Annotated in this window: 15 protein-coding genes; 5 read left to right on the top strand and 10 right to left on the bottom strand. The window is 66.3% G+C overall.

Annotated elements, in window-relative coordinates; all coding sequences use genetic code 11:
- On the bottom strand, positions 1–1,093 hold a 1,093-nt coding region (locus tag JYJ84_RS12620; RefSeq protein ID WP_374102101.1), incomplete at its 3' end, for a D-serine ammonia-lyase.
- Positions 1,094–1,163: 70 nt separating this feature from the next.
- On the opposite strand from JYJ84_RS12620, the gene JYJ84_RS12615 reads away from it, so the two are divergent.
- Positions 1,164–2,120: a LysR substrate-binding domain-containing protein gene (locus JYJ84_RS12615; protein WP_175219923.1), complete on the top strand. Its 957-nt coding sequence runs from the start codon at positions 1,164–1,166 to the stop codon at positions 2,118–2,120.
- A 368-nt stretch (positions 2,121–2,488) separates the two neighbouring features.
- On the opposite strand, the gene JYJ84_RS12610 is transcribed toward JYJ84_RS12615, so the two are convergent.
- The gene (locus JYJ84_RS12610; protein ID WP_175219693.1) at positions 2,489–3,337 is read right to left on the bottom strand and encodes a sulfite exporter TauE/SafE family protein; all 849 of its coding nucleotides are present in this window, start codon (positions 3,335–3,337) and stop codon (positions 2,489–2,491) included.
- A 320-nt stretch (positions 3,338–3,657) separates the two neighbouring features.
- Between JYJ84_RS12610 and JYJ84_RS12605 the strand changes: the two genes are divergently transcribed.
- Positions 3,658–4,554 (top strand): LysR family transcriptional regulator, encoded by an 897-nt coding sequence (locus JYJ84_RS12605; protein WP_175219691.1) that lies wholly within the window; start codon positions 3,658–3,660, stop codon positions 4,552–4,554.
- Between the two features lie 123 nt (positions 4,555–4,677).
- The gene (locus JYJ84_RS12600) at positions 4,678–5,307 is read left to right on the top strand and encodes a LysE family translocator (RefSeq protein WP_175219689.1); all 630 of its coding nucleotides are present in this window, start codon (positions 4,678–4,680) and stop codon (positions 5,305–5,307) included.
- A gap of 72 nt (positions 5,308–5,379) precedes the next feature.
- Here JYJ84_RS12600 and yddG read toward each other — a convergent pair whose 3' ends face one another.
- The 7 genes from yddG to JYJ84_RS12565 all read right to left on the bottom strand — a co-directional run bounded on the left by yddG (position 5,380) and on the right by JYJ84_RS12565 (position 13,071).
- Positions 5,380–6,324: an aromatic amino acid DMT transporter YddG gene (gene yddG, locus JYJ84_RS12595; protein ID WP_175219687.1), complete on the bottom strand. Its 945-nt coding sequence runs from the start codon at positions 6,322–6,324 to the stop codon at positions 5,380–5,382.
- A 137-nt stretch (positions 6,325–6,461) separates the two neighbouring features.
- Positions 6,462–7,964, bottom strand: a complete 1,503-nt coding sequence (locus tag JYJ84_RS12590) for an aldehyde dehydrogenase (RefSeq protein WP_175219684.1) — start codon at positions 7,962–7,964, stop codon at positions 6,462–6,464.
- Positions 7,964–8,872 (bottom strand): dihydrodipicolinate synthase family protein, encoded by a 909-nt coding sequence (locus JYJ84_RS12585; protein WP_175219682.1) that lies wholly within the window; start codon positions 8,870–8,872, stop codon positions 7,964–7,966. The genes JYJ84_RS12590 and JYJ84_RS12585 overlap by 1 nt, the downstream gene beginning before the upstream one ends.
- 76 nt (positions 8,873–8,948) lie before the next feature.
- The gene (locus tag JYJ84_RS12580) at positions 8,949–10,280 is read right to left on the bottom strand and encodes an MFS transporter (RefSeq protein WP_175219680.1); all 1,332 of its coding nucleotides are present in this window, start codon (positions 10,278–10,280) and stop codon (positions 8,949–8,951) included.
- A gap of 134 nt (positions 10,281–10,414) precedes the next feature.
- Complete coding sequence (locus JYJ84_RS12575) at positions 10,415–11,734, bottom strand: FAD-binding oxidoreductase (protein WP_175219678.1); 1,320 nt, start codon at positions 11,732–11,734, stop codon at positions 10,415–10,417.
- Between the two features lie 85 nt (positions 11,735–11,819).
- Positions 11,820–12,551, bottom strand: coding sequence for a GntR family transcriptional regulator (locus JYJ84_RS12570; protein WP_175219676.1), 732 nt, complete (start codon positions 12,549–12,551; stop codon positions 11,820–11,822).
- A gap of 232 nt (positions 12,552–12,783) precedes the next feature.
- Positions 12,784–13,071: a hypothetical protein gene (locus JYJ84_RS12565; RefSeq protein ID WP_175219674.1), complete on the bottom strand. Its 288-nt coding sequence runs from the start codon at positions 13,069–13,071 to the stop codon at positions 12,784–12,786.
- 147 nt (positions 13,072–13,218) lie between these two features.
- Here JYJ84_RS12565 and JYJ84_RS12560 point away from each other — a divergent pair, with 147 nt between their 5' ends.
- The gene (locus tag JYJ84_RS12560) at positions 13,219–13,575 is read left to right on the top strand and encodes an energy transducer TonB (protein ID WP_175219672.1); all 357 of its coding nucleotides are present in this window, start codon (positions 13,219–13,221) and stop codon (positions 13,573–13,575) included.
- Between the two features lie 36 nt (positions 13,576–13,611).
- Positions 13,612–14,223: a hypothetical protein gene (locus JYJ84_RS12555; RefSeq protein WP_122947197.1), complete on the top strand. Its 612-nt coding sequence runs from the start codon at positions 13,612–13,614 to the stop codon at positions 14,221–14,223.
- Between the two features lie 66 nt (positions 14,224–14,289).
- Here the strand turns inward: JYJ84_RS12555 and JYJ84_RS12550 are convergent, their stop codons facing one another.
- Positions 14,290–15,975, bottom strand: coding sequence for a metallophosphoesterase family protein (locus JYJ84_RS12550; protein WP_175219670.1), 1,686 nt, complete (start codon positions 15,973–15,975; stop codon positions 14,290–14,292).
- Between the last annotated feature and the right edge of the window lie 398 nt (positions 15,976–16,373).

Here is a 16,373-nt window from a genome sequence, read left to right as displayed (position 1 = left end):
TGACGGTGAAGACGCCCGCCAGCAGCGACGCCATCAGCGGACTGACGAGGTGCGATGCCTGCGCGACGGCCAGGCCATCGGCCTCGGTCCGGTTGTCGAGCCCTGCGTCGTAGACGGACACGGGCTTCCCGGGGCCGGCAGCCAGCTGGACCAGCATGCACGGCGAAGCGACAGGTTCGGCAAAGAAGCAATGCACGTGTTCGCCGAACAGCGCCTTGAGACCATACGCGATGCCGCCCGGTGCGCCGCCGACGCCACACGGAATATGGACGAAGAGCGGGTGCGCCGCGTCCACGCGGCGGCCTGCCGCCGCGAGCTGGGCGGCGAGAGGTCGGGCGCTCGCCGCGTAGCCGAGGAACAGCATCGGCGAGCCTTCGTCGTCGACGAAGTGGCTGCGCGGCTGATGGCGTGCCTGCGCGCGTCCGGCCGCGACGGCTTGCGCGTAGTCGCCGTCATGTTCGATCACGCGAACGCCGCGTTGTCTCAGGCGGGCCTTCTTCCACGGTTTCGCGTCGGTCGACATGTGAACGACCGACTCGAATCCCAGCGCGGCGGCCATCACGCCGATGCTCAGGCCGAGATTGCCGGTGCTGCCGACGATGACGGTGTGCGCGGCAAACCGTTCGCGTGCGGCGGCCGATGCGAGGATCCGGCGGTCGCCCGCGGGTTCGAGCAGCCCGTGTTCGATCGCGATCGACTCCGCGAGCGCGAGCACTTCATGAAAGCCGCCGCGCGCCTTGATCGAGCCGGCGACCGGCAACGCGTCGTCGCGCTTGATGAACCACGCGCCGTGTGCGTCTGCCGGAAGCGACAACCTGCGTTGCAGGCTGTCTGCGGGCATCAGCGGCGACTCGATTTTTCCCGCGCTTGCCGTGAGTTCGGGAAACAGCTCGGCCATCAGCGGTTCGCAGCGCGCCAGCCGCGCTTCGGCCATCGCAATCGCGTCGAGCGCCGGCGCGTCGGGCGGCAGCGGGCTGCCGGCATGGGGATTCAGCCACAGCAGCGGGTGGCGGGCTTGCAGTCTGGCTAATAGATCGGCGGGTTGGAGCGTGATGGTCATGGATCGGTCCTGCATCGGATAAACGGGGCACATGGCTGGAATGCTACGATTCCGGAAGCCTGCGCAAAAGCGCCGATTTCTAATGAATCCATTAGCCTGACTGATACCTATGCGACTCGACGGTTCGCTCCTTGGTGCGCTGCTCTGCTTTGAAACGGCCGGCCGCTTGCTGAGCTTCACGAAGACGGCGCAGGCGTTCAACCTGACGCAAAGCGCGGTGAGCCAGCAGATCCGGAACCTGGAGGACCGGCTGGGCTATCCGCTGTTCGTGCGTCAGGCGCGCGGCCTGACGTTGACCGAGAAGGGCGGGATCCTGCTCGGGACGATGTCGGGCGCGTTCGTCGACATCAATCGCACGCTTCAGGCACTTGGCATGTCGGATGCTCCGCTGCAGGTCAGTTGCCTGCCGTCGCTCGCGCTGCAATGGCTGATGCCGCGCCTGTCCGAATTTCACCGGCAACAACCGAACGTGCCGGTTCGCGTGAAGGCCGAGTTTCAGGTGCTGGATCGCCAGGCCATGGAGACCGACGACATCGATGTGGCCGTGCGCTACGACCCGGTGCAATACGAGCGGCTGCATGCCGAGGCGATTCTCGACGAATGCCTGTTTCCGGTCGCCACGCCCGCCTATCTGGCGCAGCATCCGTCCTTGGCGAGCGGGGAATCGCTGGACGGCATCGTTCTGCTGCACGACGCCGCTCCGTGGGGTGGCGCACCCGAGTTCGTGGAGTGGCGCACGTGGCTGGAGGCGGTCCGTCCGGCGTGGACGGCGCATCTCGACGGCCCGCAGTTCAATTTCTCGAGCCTTGCCATCACGGCCGCGCTGAACCATCAGGGTGTTGCGATGGGGCGTGCCGCGCTGGTGCATGACGAGATCGCGAGCGGACGGCTCGTGGATGTCTTCGGCACGCACGTGCGTGCGCCGGCGCGCTACATGCTGTTGTCGCGCAATCCCGACGATCCGCGTACCGCGGCTTTTTCGGACTGGCTCAAGGCCGAGTGCGCGCGCTTTGGCGCCGCTCGATCACGCTTGCTGTCGAACGGAAGCCGGCACGAGTAGGTGATACTGCGGGGCAGGTGGGTCGGAGTGCGAAATAGTTGGGCGATGCGTGCAGCCGCCAACTACAATTTCCCGTCCGTCTCCATACGGATGGCTTGCGCTTAGACGGGCTGGCGAGCGTTACTTGAGCTGCCAGATGCCCCAGATGGCGATCAACAGGCCGAGGCCAAATCCGCAGCCGAGCAACACGTAGGTTTCCATTTCATGCCTCTGAAAGCGCGGCAGCGCCGATGTGGACATCGGCGTGCGAGCGGCAAAGTCGGTGACGTATCGTCCGCGCCGTCGGGCGGGGCGATACGCCGGGTCCGCGAATACTACGCTTCGCAGCTTTCAGAACGCATGCGCGATCGACGGCGTTGCGCCATCTCTTAGTGCTTGCCCGCGTGCGCGTTGTCCATCTGGGTAACGTGCGATCCGCCATGCCGGAACACACCCGATTTCCAGATCATCTGCGACGCCGCGACGAGCACGAACAGCAGCACGACCATCCGGAAAACGCGCGGCGACATCTTGTCCCGCAGCGGGCGAACGAGCCACATGCCGGCAATGGCCGGCAGGCTGGCCGCCGCCGAGATCGCGAGGTCGGCGCCGCTCGCGTGCGCGGTGCCGCTGAACGTCGTGATCAGCGTGACGATCGACACCACCAGGATGATCGCGATCTGCTTCGTGAAGACGCGCCCGGTCGCGCCGGACGAAATCAGGTAGGTGGCGAGCAGCGGGCCCGGAACCGACGCGATGCTCTCCATCAGCGCGGCGCCGAAGCCGAGCGCGAAGCCGACGGGCTTTTGCCACGCGTCCGGCAGGTTGAGTTTCGGCGCGGCGAGCATCAGCGCCGCGGCCACGATCAGCAGCGCGCCGGACGCCGCTTGCGCGTGACCCGGATTGAGCGACAGCAGGATCGCGACACCGACGATATTGCCGATCACGGTGCCCGCGATCGGCGCGGCGATCTTGCGTGCCGTCGCCAGCACCTGGCCGCCTTCCAGCGCCTGCGGAATATTGCCGAGGATGATCGGCATCGACAGCAGCAGCACCGCATGCCGGATCGGCAGGAACTGGCTGAGTATCGGCATCGCGATCAGCGGCACGCCGATGCCCGTGATCCCCTTGGCCATGCCGCCCAACAGCAGCGCGACGGCGATGCCGGCCAGATCGAACGCGCTGAGCCCCTGCAGGCTGGAGACCAGCACACCTTCAGTCAGATTGAAATGCATCATGGAATGGCATGTCGCGGCATATCCGGCAGCGAACGCTGCCGACGGAGCCTGTTGCGGTCGCGCGCAGGTTGCACGCGTTTGTTCTGGTTGGGCTCGAACCGGACGTCGATCGCACGGCGCCGCGCCGTTGTGCGGCCGGGGCCGCAGGCAATCGACACGCGGTTCGAGGATGCATCTTACCTGAGCGGCGCGTCGGACATTCGACGCTGGCCGCGGCGTGCCACCGGTATCGCCGGCCCGATCACGTCCGTGGTTGAATATAATTCACGACAGCTTGCCACATCATGCACGATGGACATACCCCGGAACAAGGAGACCCGATGACGCTTGCCCAGTTGCAGGCCCTGGCGGCCGTGGTCGAACTCGGCTCGCTCACGGCTGCGGCCGACCGGTTGAGCCGCAGTCAATCCGCGATCAGTCATGCGCTGACCGAGCTGGAAGACATCACGGAGGTCAAGCTGCTGTGGCGCGACCGGCAGCCGGTCGTCCTGACGGCGGCGGGCGAACGCCTGTGGCCGTCCATCCAGACCGTGGTGCGCGAAGCGCAGCTGCTGCGCCAGCAGTTCAGCCTGTCGCGCGGCAAGCTGGAAGGGAAGCTGGTGGTCGCGTCGCTGCCGAGCGTGTCGCTGGCATTCGTCGTGCCTGCGCTCGAGGCGTTGAAGGAGATGCACCAGGGCGTGTCGGCGGTGCTGCTCGAAGGCACGGACAGCGAGGTCGAAGGGTGGATCGAGGACGGGACGGCCGATGTCGGCGTGGTGGCCGGCACGAAGACCTTTGCGCACAATCTGCCGCTGCTCGACGAAGACTTTGTCGCGGTGGCGGCGGACGGCATGTTCGCCAACCGCAAGAGCGTGTCGGCAAAACAGTTGTCCACGGCCCCGTTCATTTTCTCGAAGGCAGGATGCGGGCCGGTGATCGCGGATTACTTCGCGCGCAGCGAAACACCGCTGCGGGCCGCGTTCAACGTGGTCGAGATGCGCACCATCCTGTCGATGGCGGAAGCCGGCATGGGCGTGTCGATCGTCCCGCGCATCACGCTCACGTACACGCCATTCGGCGGCCGCGTGCTGGCGCTGTCGCCGAAGCTGCATCGCTCGGTGCGGTTGTCGTGGAACACGGCCGGCAATGCGGTTGCGGATGAGTTCGTGCGGCTCGTCGACGCGCAACGCGCGAAGGCAGGGAAGGCGCTCCACACGCGCGCGAAAAAGGGCAGGTAGCGTGCGACCGGTGCGGTGAACAGCGCTCATGAGCGGCTTGCAGTTTATTCATGACGATGGCGGCCGAGATGCAATACATTGTTCGAACTTGCCTCTGACCGCTTCGCCCCGAAGGAGATTGCCGTGCCGGCCTTGCCCACCTTGCTTGCTTTCGGACTCGTGTCGCTCGGCATGGTGCTGACGCCCGGGCCGAACATGATCTACCTGGTTTCGCGCTCGATCTGCCAGGGCCGCCGTGCCGGACTGGTGTCGCTCGGCGGCGTCGCGCTGGGGTTCGTTTTCTATATGGTGTGCGCGGCGCTGGGCATCACTGCGCTGGTGATGGCCGTGCCGTATGCGTACGACGCGTTGCGCTTTGCCGGCGCGCTTTATCTGGCATACCTGGCGTGGCAGGCGCTGAAGCCGGGCGGCCGCTCGGCGTTCCAGGTCAGGCAGTTGCCGCACGACAGCCGTGCCAGGCTGTTCACGATGGGCTTCGTCACGAACCTCGCGAATCCGAAGATCGCGGTGATGTACCTGTCGCTTCTGCCGCAATTCATTTCGCCGGGGCACGGCAGCGTACTCGCGCAATCGCTGGCGCTCGGTTGCGTGCAGATCGCGGTGAGCGTCAGCGTGAATGCGCTGCTTGCGTGCATGGCCGGCGCCATCGCGGGCTTTCTGGCGGGGCGGCCGGTCTGGGCGTCGGTCCAGCGCTGGTTGATGGGCACGGTGCTGGCCGGGCTGGCCGTGCGTATCGCGCTGGAGTCGCGCTAGCGCGAGTGACTGGCGGTTTGCAGGACCGCCGGGGGCGTTCGATCTGCTGCGCGACGACAGCGCCCGGCATCGTCAGCCCTGGCAATTGCCCTGCGCTTCGTTGCCGACCCGGACGGGGGCGGCTTTTTCACGGCGCCGCCCGCGCGTCGCGAGCCAGCACAGGATCGACCCGCCGCATACCATCGATGCGCCTTGCCAGAATTCGATCGACAGCGGCGCATGCAGCAGCGTCGCGGCGAGCATGGCGGCGAGTACCGGGGTGAAGTACGACGCGCCGACGATGACCGTCACGTTGCCGTGCATGATGCCGGTGTTCCAGGCCGCGTAGCCGAACCCCAGCGCGGATGCGGCCAGCACGATGTAGATGACCGCATGCAGGCTGAACGTCATGCCGCCGCCGCCTTCGACCGCGAACTTGATCCAGAGCGCGAGGGCCACCAGCATGAAGAACGGCGTGACGCCGTTCTTGCCGTCGGCGAGGCGCGCCGTCACCGTGCAATAGCCGGCCCAGATCAGCGCGCCGAAGAACGCGAGGCCGTAGCTCAGCGGATTGTCGGCGACGTTGTGCAGCATGCCGGCCGGATCGAGGCCCTGGTCGCCGCCGAGCACCCGGCAGATGCCGAGCATCGACAGCAGGACGCCCGGCACGACCAGCAGGTTGGCGCGCTGCTTGTTGAACACGATCGCCGCGACCAGCGTGAAGCTCGGCCACAGATAGTTGACCATCGCCACTTCGATCGCCTGCTGGCCGTTGCTTGCATAGCCGATCGACAGCGACAGGCACAGCTCGTAGGCGACGAACAGCAGCCCGCCCCAGAGCAGGTATTTTTTCGGGAATCGGCTCAGATCGGGGAAGCCGATCGTAAACAGCAGAAGCACGGATGCCACCGTGTAGATCATCGCGGCGCCGCCGGTCGCGCCGAGACTTTCGCTCACTCCGCGAACGAGGGCGACGACGGAGGCCCACAACAACACCGCGCCGAGCCCGGCGAGCGTTGCCTTATTCTTGCGCTTCATGCTTCCTGCCTGTTTCAACATTCAAATTCGATTTCAGGTGATTCGGTTCCGCCTGCCCGTGCTGCAATGGCAGACGGAATGATCCGGTTGCGGCCGTCACGCAGCGCGGCGGCAACCGGCAATGCCACGCAGCCCGCTTACGCGGGGTCCACGGGTACGTCGATCCAGATGGTCTTGATCTCGGTGTACTGGTCATGCGCCCAGACCGACTTGTCACGGCCACCGAACCCGGACTCCTTGTAACCGCCGAACGGCGTCGTCACGTCGCCTTCGCCGAAGCAGTTGACGGTCACGACGCCCGCACGGATCTCGCGCGACAGCCGGATCGCATGGTTCAGGCTGCCGGTGTAGACCGAAGCGGCGAGCCCGTACACCGAGTCGTTGGCCAGCGCGATCGCTTCGCCGATGTCGGTGAACGTCGTCACCGACAGGAGCGGGCCGAAGATCTCCTCGCGGAACAGCCGACTGTGCCGGCTCACGCCGTCCACGACGGTCGGCTCGACGAAAATGCCGCCGTCGGTGTGACCGCCGAACGCGACGTGCAGACGTTCCGCACCGGCCTGCTCGAGATACGAACGCACTTTCTCGAAGTGGGCCTTGCTGACCATCGCGCCGATCCGGTGCGCCGGGTCGAGCGGGTTGCCCATCTTCCATTCGCGCATCTGCGTGCCGATACGCAGCAGCAGGTCGTCCTTGATGTCGGCATGGACGATCAGCCGCGACGACGCCGAGCAGTTCTCGCCCATGTTCCAGAACGCACCGTTGACGACGTGCTGCGCGACCGCGTCGAGATCGGGCGCATCGGGCAGCACGACCGCCGGATTCTTGCCGCCGCACTCTAGCACGATGCGCTTCAGGTTGGATTCGGCCGCGTACTTGAGGAACTTCCGCCCGGTATCCGTCGACCCGGTGAAGCTCACCATGTCGACGTCCGCGTGACGGCCCAGCGGCTCGCCGACTTCCTTGCCGCCGCCCGGCAGCACGTTGAAGACGCCGGCCGGCACGCCGGCTTCGTGCGCGAGTTCCGCGACGCGCAATGCCGTGAGCGTGGTTTCCTTGGCCGGCTTGACCACGATCGAGCAGCCGGCCGCGAGCGACGGGCCGATCTTCCACGCGAGCATCAGCAGCGGGAAATTCCACGGCAGCACGAGCCCGACGACGCCGATCGGCTCGCGCACGACCAGCGCCAGCGCGTTGCCACCGACGGGCGCGGTGTAGTCGTAGATCTTGTCGATCAGCTCGGCGTGCCAGCGGATCGTATGAATCGTCTCCGGCACGTCGGTGTTGTGGCATTCGCGGATCGGCTTGCCGCTGTCGAGGCTTTCCATCGTCGCGAGTTCGTGCGCGTGCTGTTCGAGCAGATCGGCAAACTTCAGCAGGACGGCCTTGCGGTGCGACGGCGCAAGCTTGCGCCAGCGACCTTCCTCGAACGCCTGCCTTGCATTGGCGACCGCGAGGTCGACGTCGGCCGCATTGCATGCGCCAATCTGTGCCAGGACGGCGTCGGTGGCCGGATTGACGGTCGCGAACGTGTCGCCGGAGCTGGCCTTGCGGAAGGCGCCGTCGATGAACGGCCCGGCCGGAAACTGCAATTGCGCGGCAAGCGCGGCGTATTCGGACGCGCTGAGCAGGTCGGTCATCAGGCTTTGCCTCCGGTGACGGCGGCGACTTCACGCTTGATGCCGGCTACGATCGCGGTCAGCGCCTGCTTTTCCTGTTCGTCGAGCCCGCGCAGCGGTGCGCGCACGCCGCCCGCGCGCAGCCCCGCAAGTTCGCAACCGTACTTGATCGACTGGACGAACTTGCCGCCTTCGAGGAAATCCATCAGCGGCATCATCGCGGACATGATCCGGCGGCCCTTGTCGAAGTCCTTCTCGATCGCGCACGCCTGATACAGCGCGATATGCTCGGTCGGCAGGAAGTTCGAGCCCGCGCATACCCAGCTGCGCGCGCCCCACGCGAAGAACTCGAGCGCCTGGTCGTCCCAGCCGCACGACACGCTGATGTTCGGGAACTCGCGTACCAGCATGTGCAACTGGCCCGTCTGGCCCGAGCTTTCCTTGATCGCGACGATGTTCTTCGACGCGTCGCAGACGGTGCGGAAGAATTCGCGGTCCATCGATACGCTCATCCGGCCCGGGTAGTTGTACAGCATGATCGGCAGGCCGGCCGCGCGATCGATCTCCAGCGCGTGCGCCGCGTTCTCCTGCTGCGTGGGCAGCGCGTAGGGCGGCGAGCCGACCAGGATCGCGTCGGCGCGCACGGCCTTGGCCGCCTTCGCGTATTCGACGGAATCCTCGGTGCGCACCGCGCCGGTGCCGATCACGAGCGGCACGCGCGAGCCGATCACTTCACGCGCCCAGGCGCCGAGGTCGAAGCGTTCCTGCGCGGTGTGCGCATAGTATTCGCCGGTCGAGCCGCCGATGATGATGCCGTGCACGCCCGCCGCGATCAGCGATTCGATCACTTCGGCGAATGCGGTCTTGTCGATCTGGCCGGCGGCGTTCAGGGGCGTGATGGCCGGGGTGTAGATGCCTTCGAAATTCATGATGTTCTTCCGCGGAAATGGAAACTTTCGGGTTGACGAAAGGTGCGCCGTCGTGACGGCGCACCGGTAACGGGTATCAGTGGTTGAGTGATGCGGCTTCCTGCAGGCTGAGCGAGCGCGTCTCGGGCGCCAGCGCGAGCGATGCGATCAGCCCGACGAACGAGACGGCCGCCGCCGCGTACATGGTGTTGCCGATGCCGACGGTCTGCAGCGCGATCGGCACGAGCCAGGTGCCGACAGCCGCGCCGATACGTGACAGCGATGCGCCCATGCCGACCGCGAACGCACGGATGTCGGTCGGGAAGATTTCATTCGGGTAGACGAGCTGCAGCACCTGCGCACCGCCGATCAGCACCGCATACGCACCGAACAGCACGAGGATCAGCACCGCCGAGCCACCGGAGCAGGCGCCGAGGGCCAGCAGTGCCAGGCCCGACCACAGGAAGCTGTGGATCACCATCGCGCGGCGGCCGAGTTCGTTGATGATCCACGTCGCGATGATGCAGCCGACCACGAACAGCAACGTGATCGCGACGGAGCCGAGCGATTCCCACTTGCCGGTCAGGTGCAGCGCTTCGAGCACGCGCGGCGCGAACGAGTAGACGGCGAACACGGGAATCACGGAGCAGCTCCAGAACACCGACACGAACAGCATCCGTTTGCCGTAGCCCGAATGCAGCAGCGCCCACAGCGAGATCTTCTTTCCGGTTTGTTCTTCCGGCAGGTTCTTCACCGAGAACGACGGGCCGTAGACTTTCCGGATCACGTTGTCCGCTTCCGCCACACGGCCCTTGCTGAGCAGCCAGCGCGGCGATTCGGGCGTGCCGATGCGCACGACGAACAGCGCAAGACCGATCACGGCCGGGCTGGCCAGCACCCAGCGCCACGCATCGGGGCCACCGCTGCCGAGGATGATGTTGCCGACGATGTACGCGAGCGCGGCGCCGAAGAACCAGATGATCGTCAGCATCGCGAGGCGCGGCCCGCGATACTTGCGCGGCATGAACTCGACGAGCAGCGAGCCGGCGACCGGGTATTCGATGCCCACGCCGATGCCGATCAGGAAGCGCAGCACGAACAGCGCTTCGCCCGACTGGACCCAGAGCTGCGCGAGCGAGCAGACGAAGAAGATCACCGGGCCGAAGAAGTAGGGCTTCTGCCGCCCGAGACGGTCGCTCAGCCAGCCGCCGATGAAGCCGCCGAAGAAGATGCCGATCAGCGCGGACGCGGCGACCATGCCTTGCCAGAAGCCGGTCAGGCCGAGCGCGTCGGAAAACTGCACCATCGCGACGCCGATGATGCTCAGCACGTAGCCGTCCATGAGCCAGCCGCCGCCCGAGCGGACCGTGAGCAACTGGTGGAATCCATTGAGCGGAACATCCTCGATGGACATGTGATTCGTTGACATTGCCTGTCTCCTTCCATGAAATGGCGCACGGAACACCGTTGCGCGATCTATTGATATGGTCTACTAAGCGTGATGCGTGAATCGATGTCGTTGTTAGGGTGCTTCGTGGCGGGGTTACGCTCGTCGCGGCCCGGTCAGCTTTCGAGCCCCGCCTTGCGTTGCCCCCACCAGAGCGTCGAATTGACGCCGATCGACAGGAACGGCTCCGGCGGGGTGCGGTTCGGTCCTGATGTTTGCAGCAGGAAATCGACCAGTTCGCTGCGCTTGCCGGCCAGCCAGTCGGCGAGCAGTGTGCCCGTCACGGTGCCGCGCGTGATGCCGAGGCCGTTGCAGCACAGCGCGCCGTAGACGTTCGGCGCAAGCTGCCCGAAGAATCCCTTGTGGTTCTGCGACAGCGCCAGCGAACCGCTCCATGTGTACTCGAACTCGACGCCCGGCAGCATCGGGAAGCGGCGCTCGAATGACAGCCGGTGCCGGTCGGCGAAACGCGGCAGGTACTTTTCGCGCGGGCGGCCGTCGGGGTTGAAGCTGAAACTGTTGCGCACCAGGATGCGGTTGTCGTGCGTGCGGCGCAGCGTGCTGCCGAACGGGTCTGCCGGGATCACGCCCCAGAACGGCTTGCCGCCCAGTTGCGCCTGTTCGGCACCGGTCAGCGGCCGTGTCAGGCTCGCATACAGGAAGACCGGCAGCATCGTGTGCTGCAGGAAGCCGAAGCGCATGCCGAACGCGTTGTTCGCGAGCACCAGCTTGTCGACCGTGATCCGGCCGTGGCGGTGCGCGAGCACGATCCTGTCGCCGTACTCGACGTCGGTGATCGGCGTGTGCTCGTACAGCGTCACGTTCGGCGGCAGGCAGTCGGCCAGCCCCTTCACGAGCGCCGACGGCTGGATCAGCACGGTGCCCGGCGTGAACAGTGCTTTCCGGTAGAACGACGTGCCGATATGTGCAGGCAGATCCTTGCCCTCGATCATCTCGTACGGCTGGCCGAGCTTGTCGAGACCGCGGCGGTATGCGTCGAGCACGGCGATGCCGCGCGCTTCCACCGCTGCCTGGTATTTCCCGGACGCGCTCAGCGCGCAGTCGATACCGTGTTCGGCGACGAGGCGGCGCAGGATCGTCTGGCCGAGCACGTTCAGCTTCAGCGTCGTCCGGGCGGTGGGGATGTCGCCGATGTAGTCGTCCGCACCGATGTCGTGCGGCAGGTCGATCGCGAAGCCGGCGTTGCGCCCGGAGGTGCCGAAGCCGACTTCCTGTGCGTCGACCAGGACGATCTCGTCATCCGGAAAATTCAGTGCGAGCTGCCGCGCGGCGGCCAGGCCGGTGAAACCCGCGCCGACGACGGCCCAGCGCGCGCTGGATTCCCCGCGGTGCGATGGCCGGGGCTGACGCTGCCGGCTGGTGTGGTACCAGCCGCACATCTTGTCGTCGGCTGGAAGCGATGTGACCTTAAGCATGCCTAAATCCAATATCGGTAAAGAGTCCTGATCGATGGCGTGGGAAGGCGGCGCACGTGAAAGCGTGCGCCGTCTGGTGCGGCCGTTAAAACTGGATGGGTACGTCGAGGCCTTCCGGGATCACGTACTCGGCCATGCGGCGGCGCGACAGCTCCATGTGGCTGCGGACCAGCTCGCCGGCGCGCTGCGCGTCGCGCTGCGCAATCGCTTCGATGATCTCGTCGTGCTGCTTTACTGCGGTTTCCAGATCCTGCTGCATGTCGCTCGTCGCCGGCGAGCGATAGAAAATCTTGCCGAGGCGGGCGTGATCGATCAGCACGCGGCGCAGGCTCGGCATCAGGTAGGCGTTGCGCGCGATCCGGCCGATCTCGAAGTGGAACGCGTCGTTCTGCAGCACGCGCGCCTGCAGGTCGTTCTCCTCGATCGCGGTGCGAAACTGCGCCTGGATCGCCTTCAGCCGTTCCACTTCTTCCGCCGTCGCGTGGCTTGCCGCCAGCTGGGTCGTCGCGACGTAGATCAGCGGGGCGGCTAGGAAAAAGCTGCGCAGCGACTGATAACCCATCGGCGACACGCGGGCCGGCCGGTTCGGCTCGAGTTCGAGATAGCCTTCCGCCGCCATCTGGCGCATCAGTTCGCGCACCGGCGGGCGCGAGAGCCCGAACTCCTCGCTGAGCGCGAGCTCGTCGACGACGGCGCCGGGCGCGAGCTCCATGCTCACGATGCGTCGCCGCAGTGTCTCCGCCATTACGTTCTTGCGATCCGCCGAACCGCCGGATTCGGCATCCGGTGCGGCGGTCTGAAGCTTCTGTCTGGACATGATTTCATTGTCTACAAACTGTAGACACAGTTTAGGTTGAGAATAGACCAAGCAAAAATAAGGGTTTACACCTTAACTCGTCGCGCGGGCGAGGCGGGTGCGGGCGCGGGTTGGCGTGCCCGGACATGCGTAGCTTAAAGGGACGAAGCCAGGAGGGCCGAATGGCGGGCGTCGGCGGGGGGCGGCCCGGCGTGTGCGGCCGATTCGGGCGAGCTGGCGAAACGGCAGCCGGTCATGCGTCGTCGATGTGCCAAGCCGCGCCGATTGCCGTCAACGCGCGGCCGATCGAGTCGAGCATCGCGTATCGCGACCGCCCAAGTGTCGTGGCCAGGAAGAAGCCGTCGTCGTCGGTCCACAGGTTGACCAGCGGCCAGCCGTCGGCGTCGCCACGGACTTCAAGCTGTCGTCGGTCGGGATCGATGTCGATGTCGCCATGCGCCTGCCGCAACGCGTTCGCGATTGCATCGAATGCGTCGGCCGACGGGATCGTGTGGATGCGGTATTCGAAACTCATCTTCATGGACCGGTGGGCGAGGCGGGCAGTCTAACGCGCGTCGTCGCACAATGCCGCGCAACGGGCGTGCGAGAGGTGCCTGCGCGTCGTCGCGGTATAGTCACGCAGCCGTCGTCGCATGCATCGAATCCCATAAGACCAACCAGAAGATCCATGTTGAATCGCTCAAGGCTCGTCATTTCAGCCGCCGCCTTCGCCGCGCTTTCTGGCGTCGCGAGTGCCGACGCGTCCTACCTCTATGCATCCGAAGTTGCGCGCTGCACCCGGATCGATTCCCGCGACGTGCCGTACCCGGCGAGTGCTCGCCAGGCCCGGCAGAGCGGGGAGGTGACGGTCGGCGGCGTCGTGCTGCCGGACGGCACTGTGTCGGACGTGACGCTGCTGGAGAGCAGCGGGCATGCGGAACTCGACGCCGTGGTGACTGCGGCGTTCGTGCGTATTCACTGTACCGCCGACGAGGGCGCGCGCCCGATTCGCATGAAGGAGAAGATCACGTTCTCGCTGATGTAGCCAGCCACCCATATCGCGCCTTCAGAGAGGGAAGCCATGAAAGAAGTGCCGTATTTCTCGCAATGGGAGTCGTCGCACCTGGTGTCGCGGTTCGTATCCCGCGAACTGCGCTCGGAGGACGACCCGTTGTGGCATCGCTCCGGCGCGAGCACGCCGGAAGAATATGCGCAGTGGAGTCCGAGCATCTGCGGCATCGCGTGCCTGAAGATGCTGCTCGCGCACCGTTCGAACACGATCGTGCCGTTGCTCGAACTGGTACGCGAAGCCGTCGGGTTCGGCGTCTACCGGCCCGAACTCGGCGACACCGGCAAGCGCCTGCATTACCGGCCTTTCGTGCACTGGGTGCGCGAGCGGTACGGGATCGACGGCGACGTCGTGGAAGGGATCGATTCGGCCGCACTCGAACCGAAGCTGCATGACGGCCACATGCTGATGGCGTCGGTTCATCCCGGCATCCGGCACGACGGGTTCGAGCCGCCGTCGCGCGGCGGGCATATGGTGCTCGTGTTCGGCGCGAACCGCGACACCGGCGACTGGCTGTTCCACAACCCGTCCGGGTTCGACGTGCACACGCAGCAGAGTGTGGCGATGCCGCGCGCGACGTTCGACCGCTATTTCGCGAACCGCGGCATCCTGATCGCGCCGTAACGTTGCGCATGCAACGGGCCGGGCGCGGGAAGCATCGGGCGCCCGTCGCAACGGGCGCCCGCCCGATCAGCGTTCGTTGCGCTTCTTGCTCAGTTCGATCGTCTCGAACAGCTCGTAGTCGGCGGTCGGGTGCTGGTCGGCGCCCGGCGCGTGGTAGTAGCGCATCGTGATCGTCGTGTGACCGCCCGGCTTGCCCGGGTCGTGGTCGAACACCGCAATCCCGTAGCCCGTGCCCGTATCGCGGCGCGCGGACCAGATCGCATCCTCGAGGGCATCGGCCGGCTCGCGCACGAACGTATTCGGCGCCGTGCCCGGCACCGGCCGGTTCGGCTTCGTGAACACCTTCGCCCGCGCAAAGCCGGTCGCCGGGTTCTCGCCATACACGTCGAGCGGCGCGCTGGTGCCGCCGCCGCCGAGGATCAGGTGGATCGTGCCGTGGCTCGTGTCGAACTTCGTGCGGTCCGGGTCGTTCGAGCCGACCGGACGCGGCTGCAGCGTCTCGACGACTTCGCCGGTCGTCGCATCGACGCCCGCGCGGTGATTGCAGCCGCGCACCGGGTAGCTGCGCTCGTAGTCGTGATCGTGGCCGCACAGCACGAGGTCGACGCCGTAGCGGTCGAACAGCGGCAGCCAGGCTTCGCGGATGCCCTTGTCGGACCCGTTGCCCGTCTTCGACGAGCTGAGCGCGTCCTGGTGCATCTGCACGACGATCCAGTCGATGTCGTCGTCATGCGCGGCATGGCGCAGCGTGTGTTCGAGCCAGCGCGTCTGCTCGCCGTTGCTGTAGCCGCGCACGTAGAACGACGTGCCGGGCTCGATCGGCGGGCGACCCGTGCTCGCGGCCGGCACGAGCGGCGCGGGGCCGCCGACGAATGCGGCGGCGTCCTGGTACACGACGTCGTCGGCGTCTAGCGACACGAACAGCACCGAGCTCACGCGGAAGCTGTACCAGCGGCCCTGGAAGCGCGTGCCGTTCTCCGGCAGCGTATAGCGCGCGAGATACGAGTCGAGCCCCTGCGGGCCGTTGTTGAACTCGATCTCGTGATTGCCGGGGCACGGCATCCACGGACGATTGGCGGCCGACGTCTGGTTGTTGTTGCCGAAATCGCGCCACACCTCGGGCTGGTGCGCGGGGTTCAGGTTCGCGTAGCAGAGGTCGCCGTTCAGCAGGTGGAACAGCGGCTGGAACTGCTCGACGGCCTGCACCGCGAAGCGGCTCTGCGGCGACGACAGCACCCATGCGCCGTTCGGCGTCGCGAGATCGCCATAGCTCGTGAAGCGGAACGGTGCGCGGCCGCGCGGCGCGGTCGAGAAATTCGCGGAGAACGGCTGCGCGGCATTGCTGTCGTTGTCGGCCGTGATCTCGTAGCGGTAGCGCGTATTCGGCTTCAACCCGTGCACGCGCGCGTGATACGCGAACACGGTCTCGCCGTTCAGGCCGTCGGTGTACAGGCGCTGGACACCGTGCACGGTGCGCGGCGGTTCGCCGTCGGCGACGATGCGCGCGCGCGGATTGACGGCCGACGCGAGCGATGCCCACGAGATCACGACTTCCGACGTCGGGTCGTTGCCCCACGTCAGGTGGACCTGTTCGGGCGTGCCGTCCGGGTTCGACGCGGCGGCCCTGGCTGCCGCGAGACCGCCGGCGGCGGTGGCGAGGCCGGACACGCCGGCGAGTTTCAGGAAGCCGCGACGCGAGACAGACGCGGCCGGCTCGTTCGGCTGGATCGGGGTGTTGTCCTGGTTCGACATGGTCGGTGTTTTCGTTGGTGGAGACGCGAGATGTGGAACCGCCAGGCCGTGCGCAAGCGTGGCCGGGGCGTGGGCCGGAAACGAGCGGGATCCCGGTGCCGAACATTGTCGAAGGGCAGTTTTGCCGGGTTGTGACAGCACGGCAACCCCACGCAAGCGTCGGCACATGCCCAGGCGTGCGCACCGCGCCATCGGGCCCGCGCCGACGCGCGTCGGGTTCGACCGAAATTTATTTGCCGACATCGCGACGGATTCTGTTCGGCCACGCCGTTTAACGCATGAACGGCCGCTTCCGGTCGATACCCGTTACTTCGGAGTCTTTCATGAAGCTTTCCATCCCGTTGCGGTTTGCCGCGGCATGTGTGGCCGCGCTGGCTGCGTCCGCCGCCTTCGCGCAG

The sequence above is a fragment of the Burkholderia sp. LMG 13014 genome (assembly GCF_905232215.1).
Classification (GTDB): Bacteria; Pseudomonadota; Gammaproteobacteria; order Burkholderiales; family Burkholderiaceae; genus Burkholderia.
The sequence above is the reverse complement of the archived record's forward strand: the minus strand, read 5'-3'. Positions and strand labels throughout refer to the sequence as shown.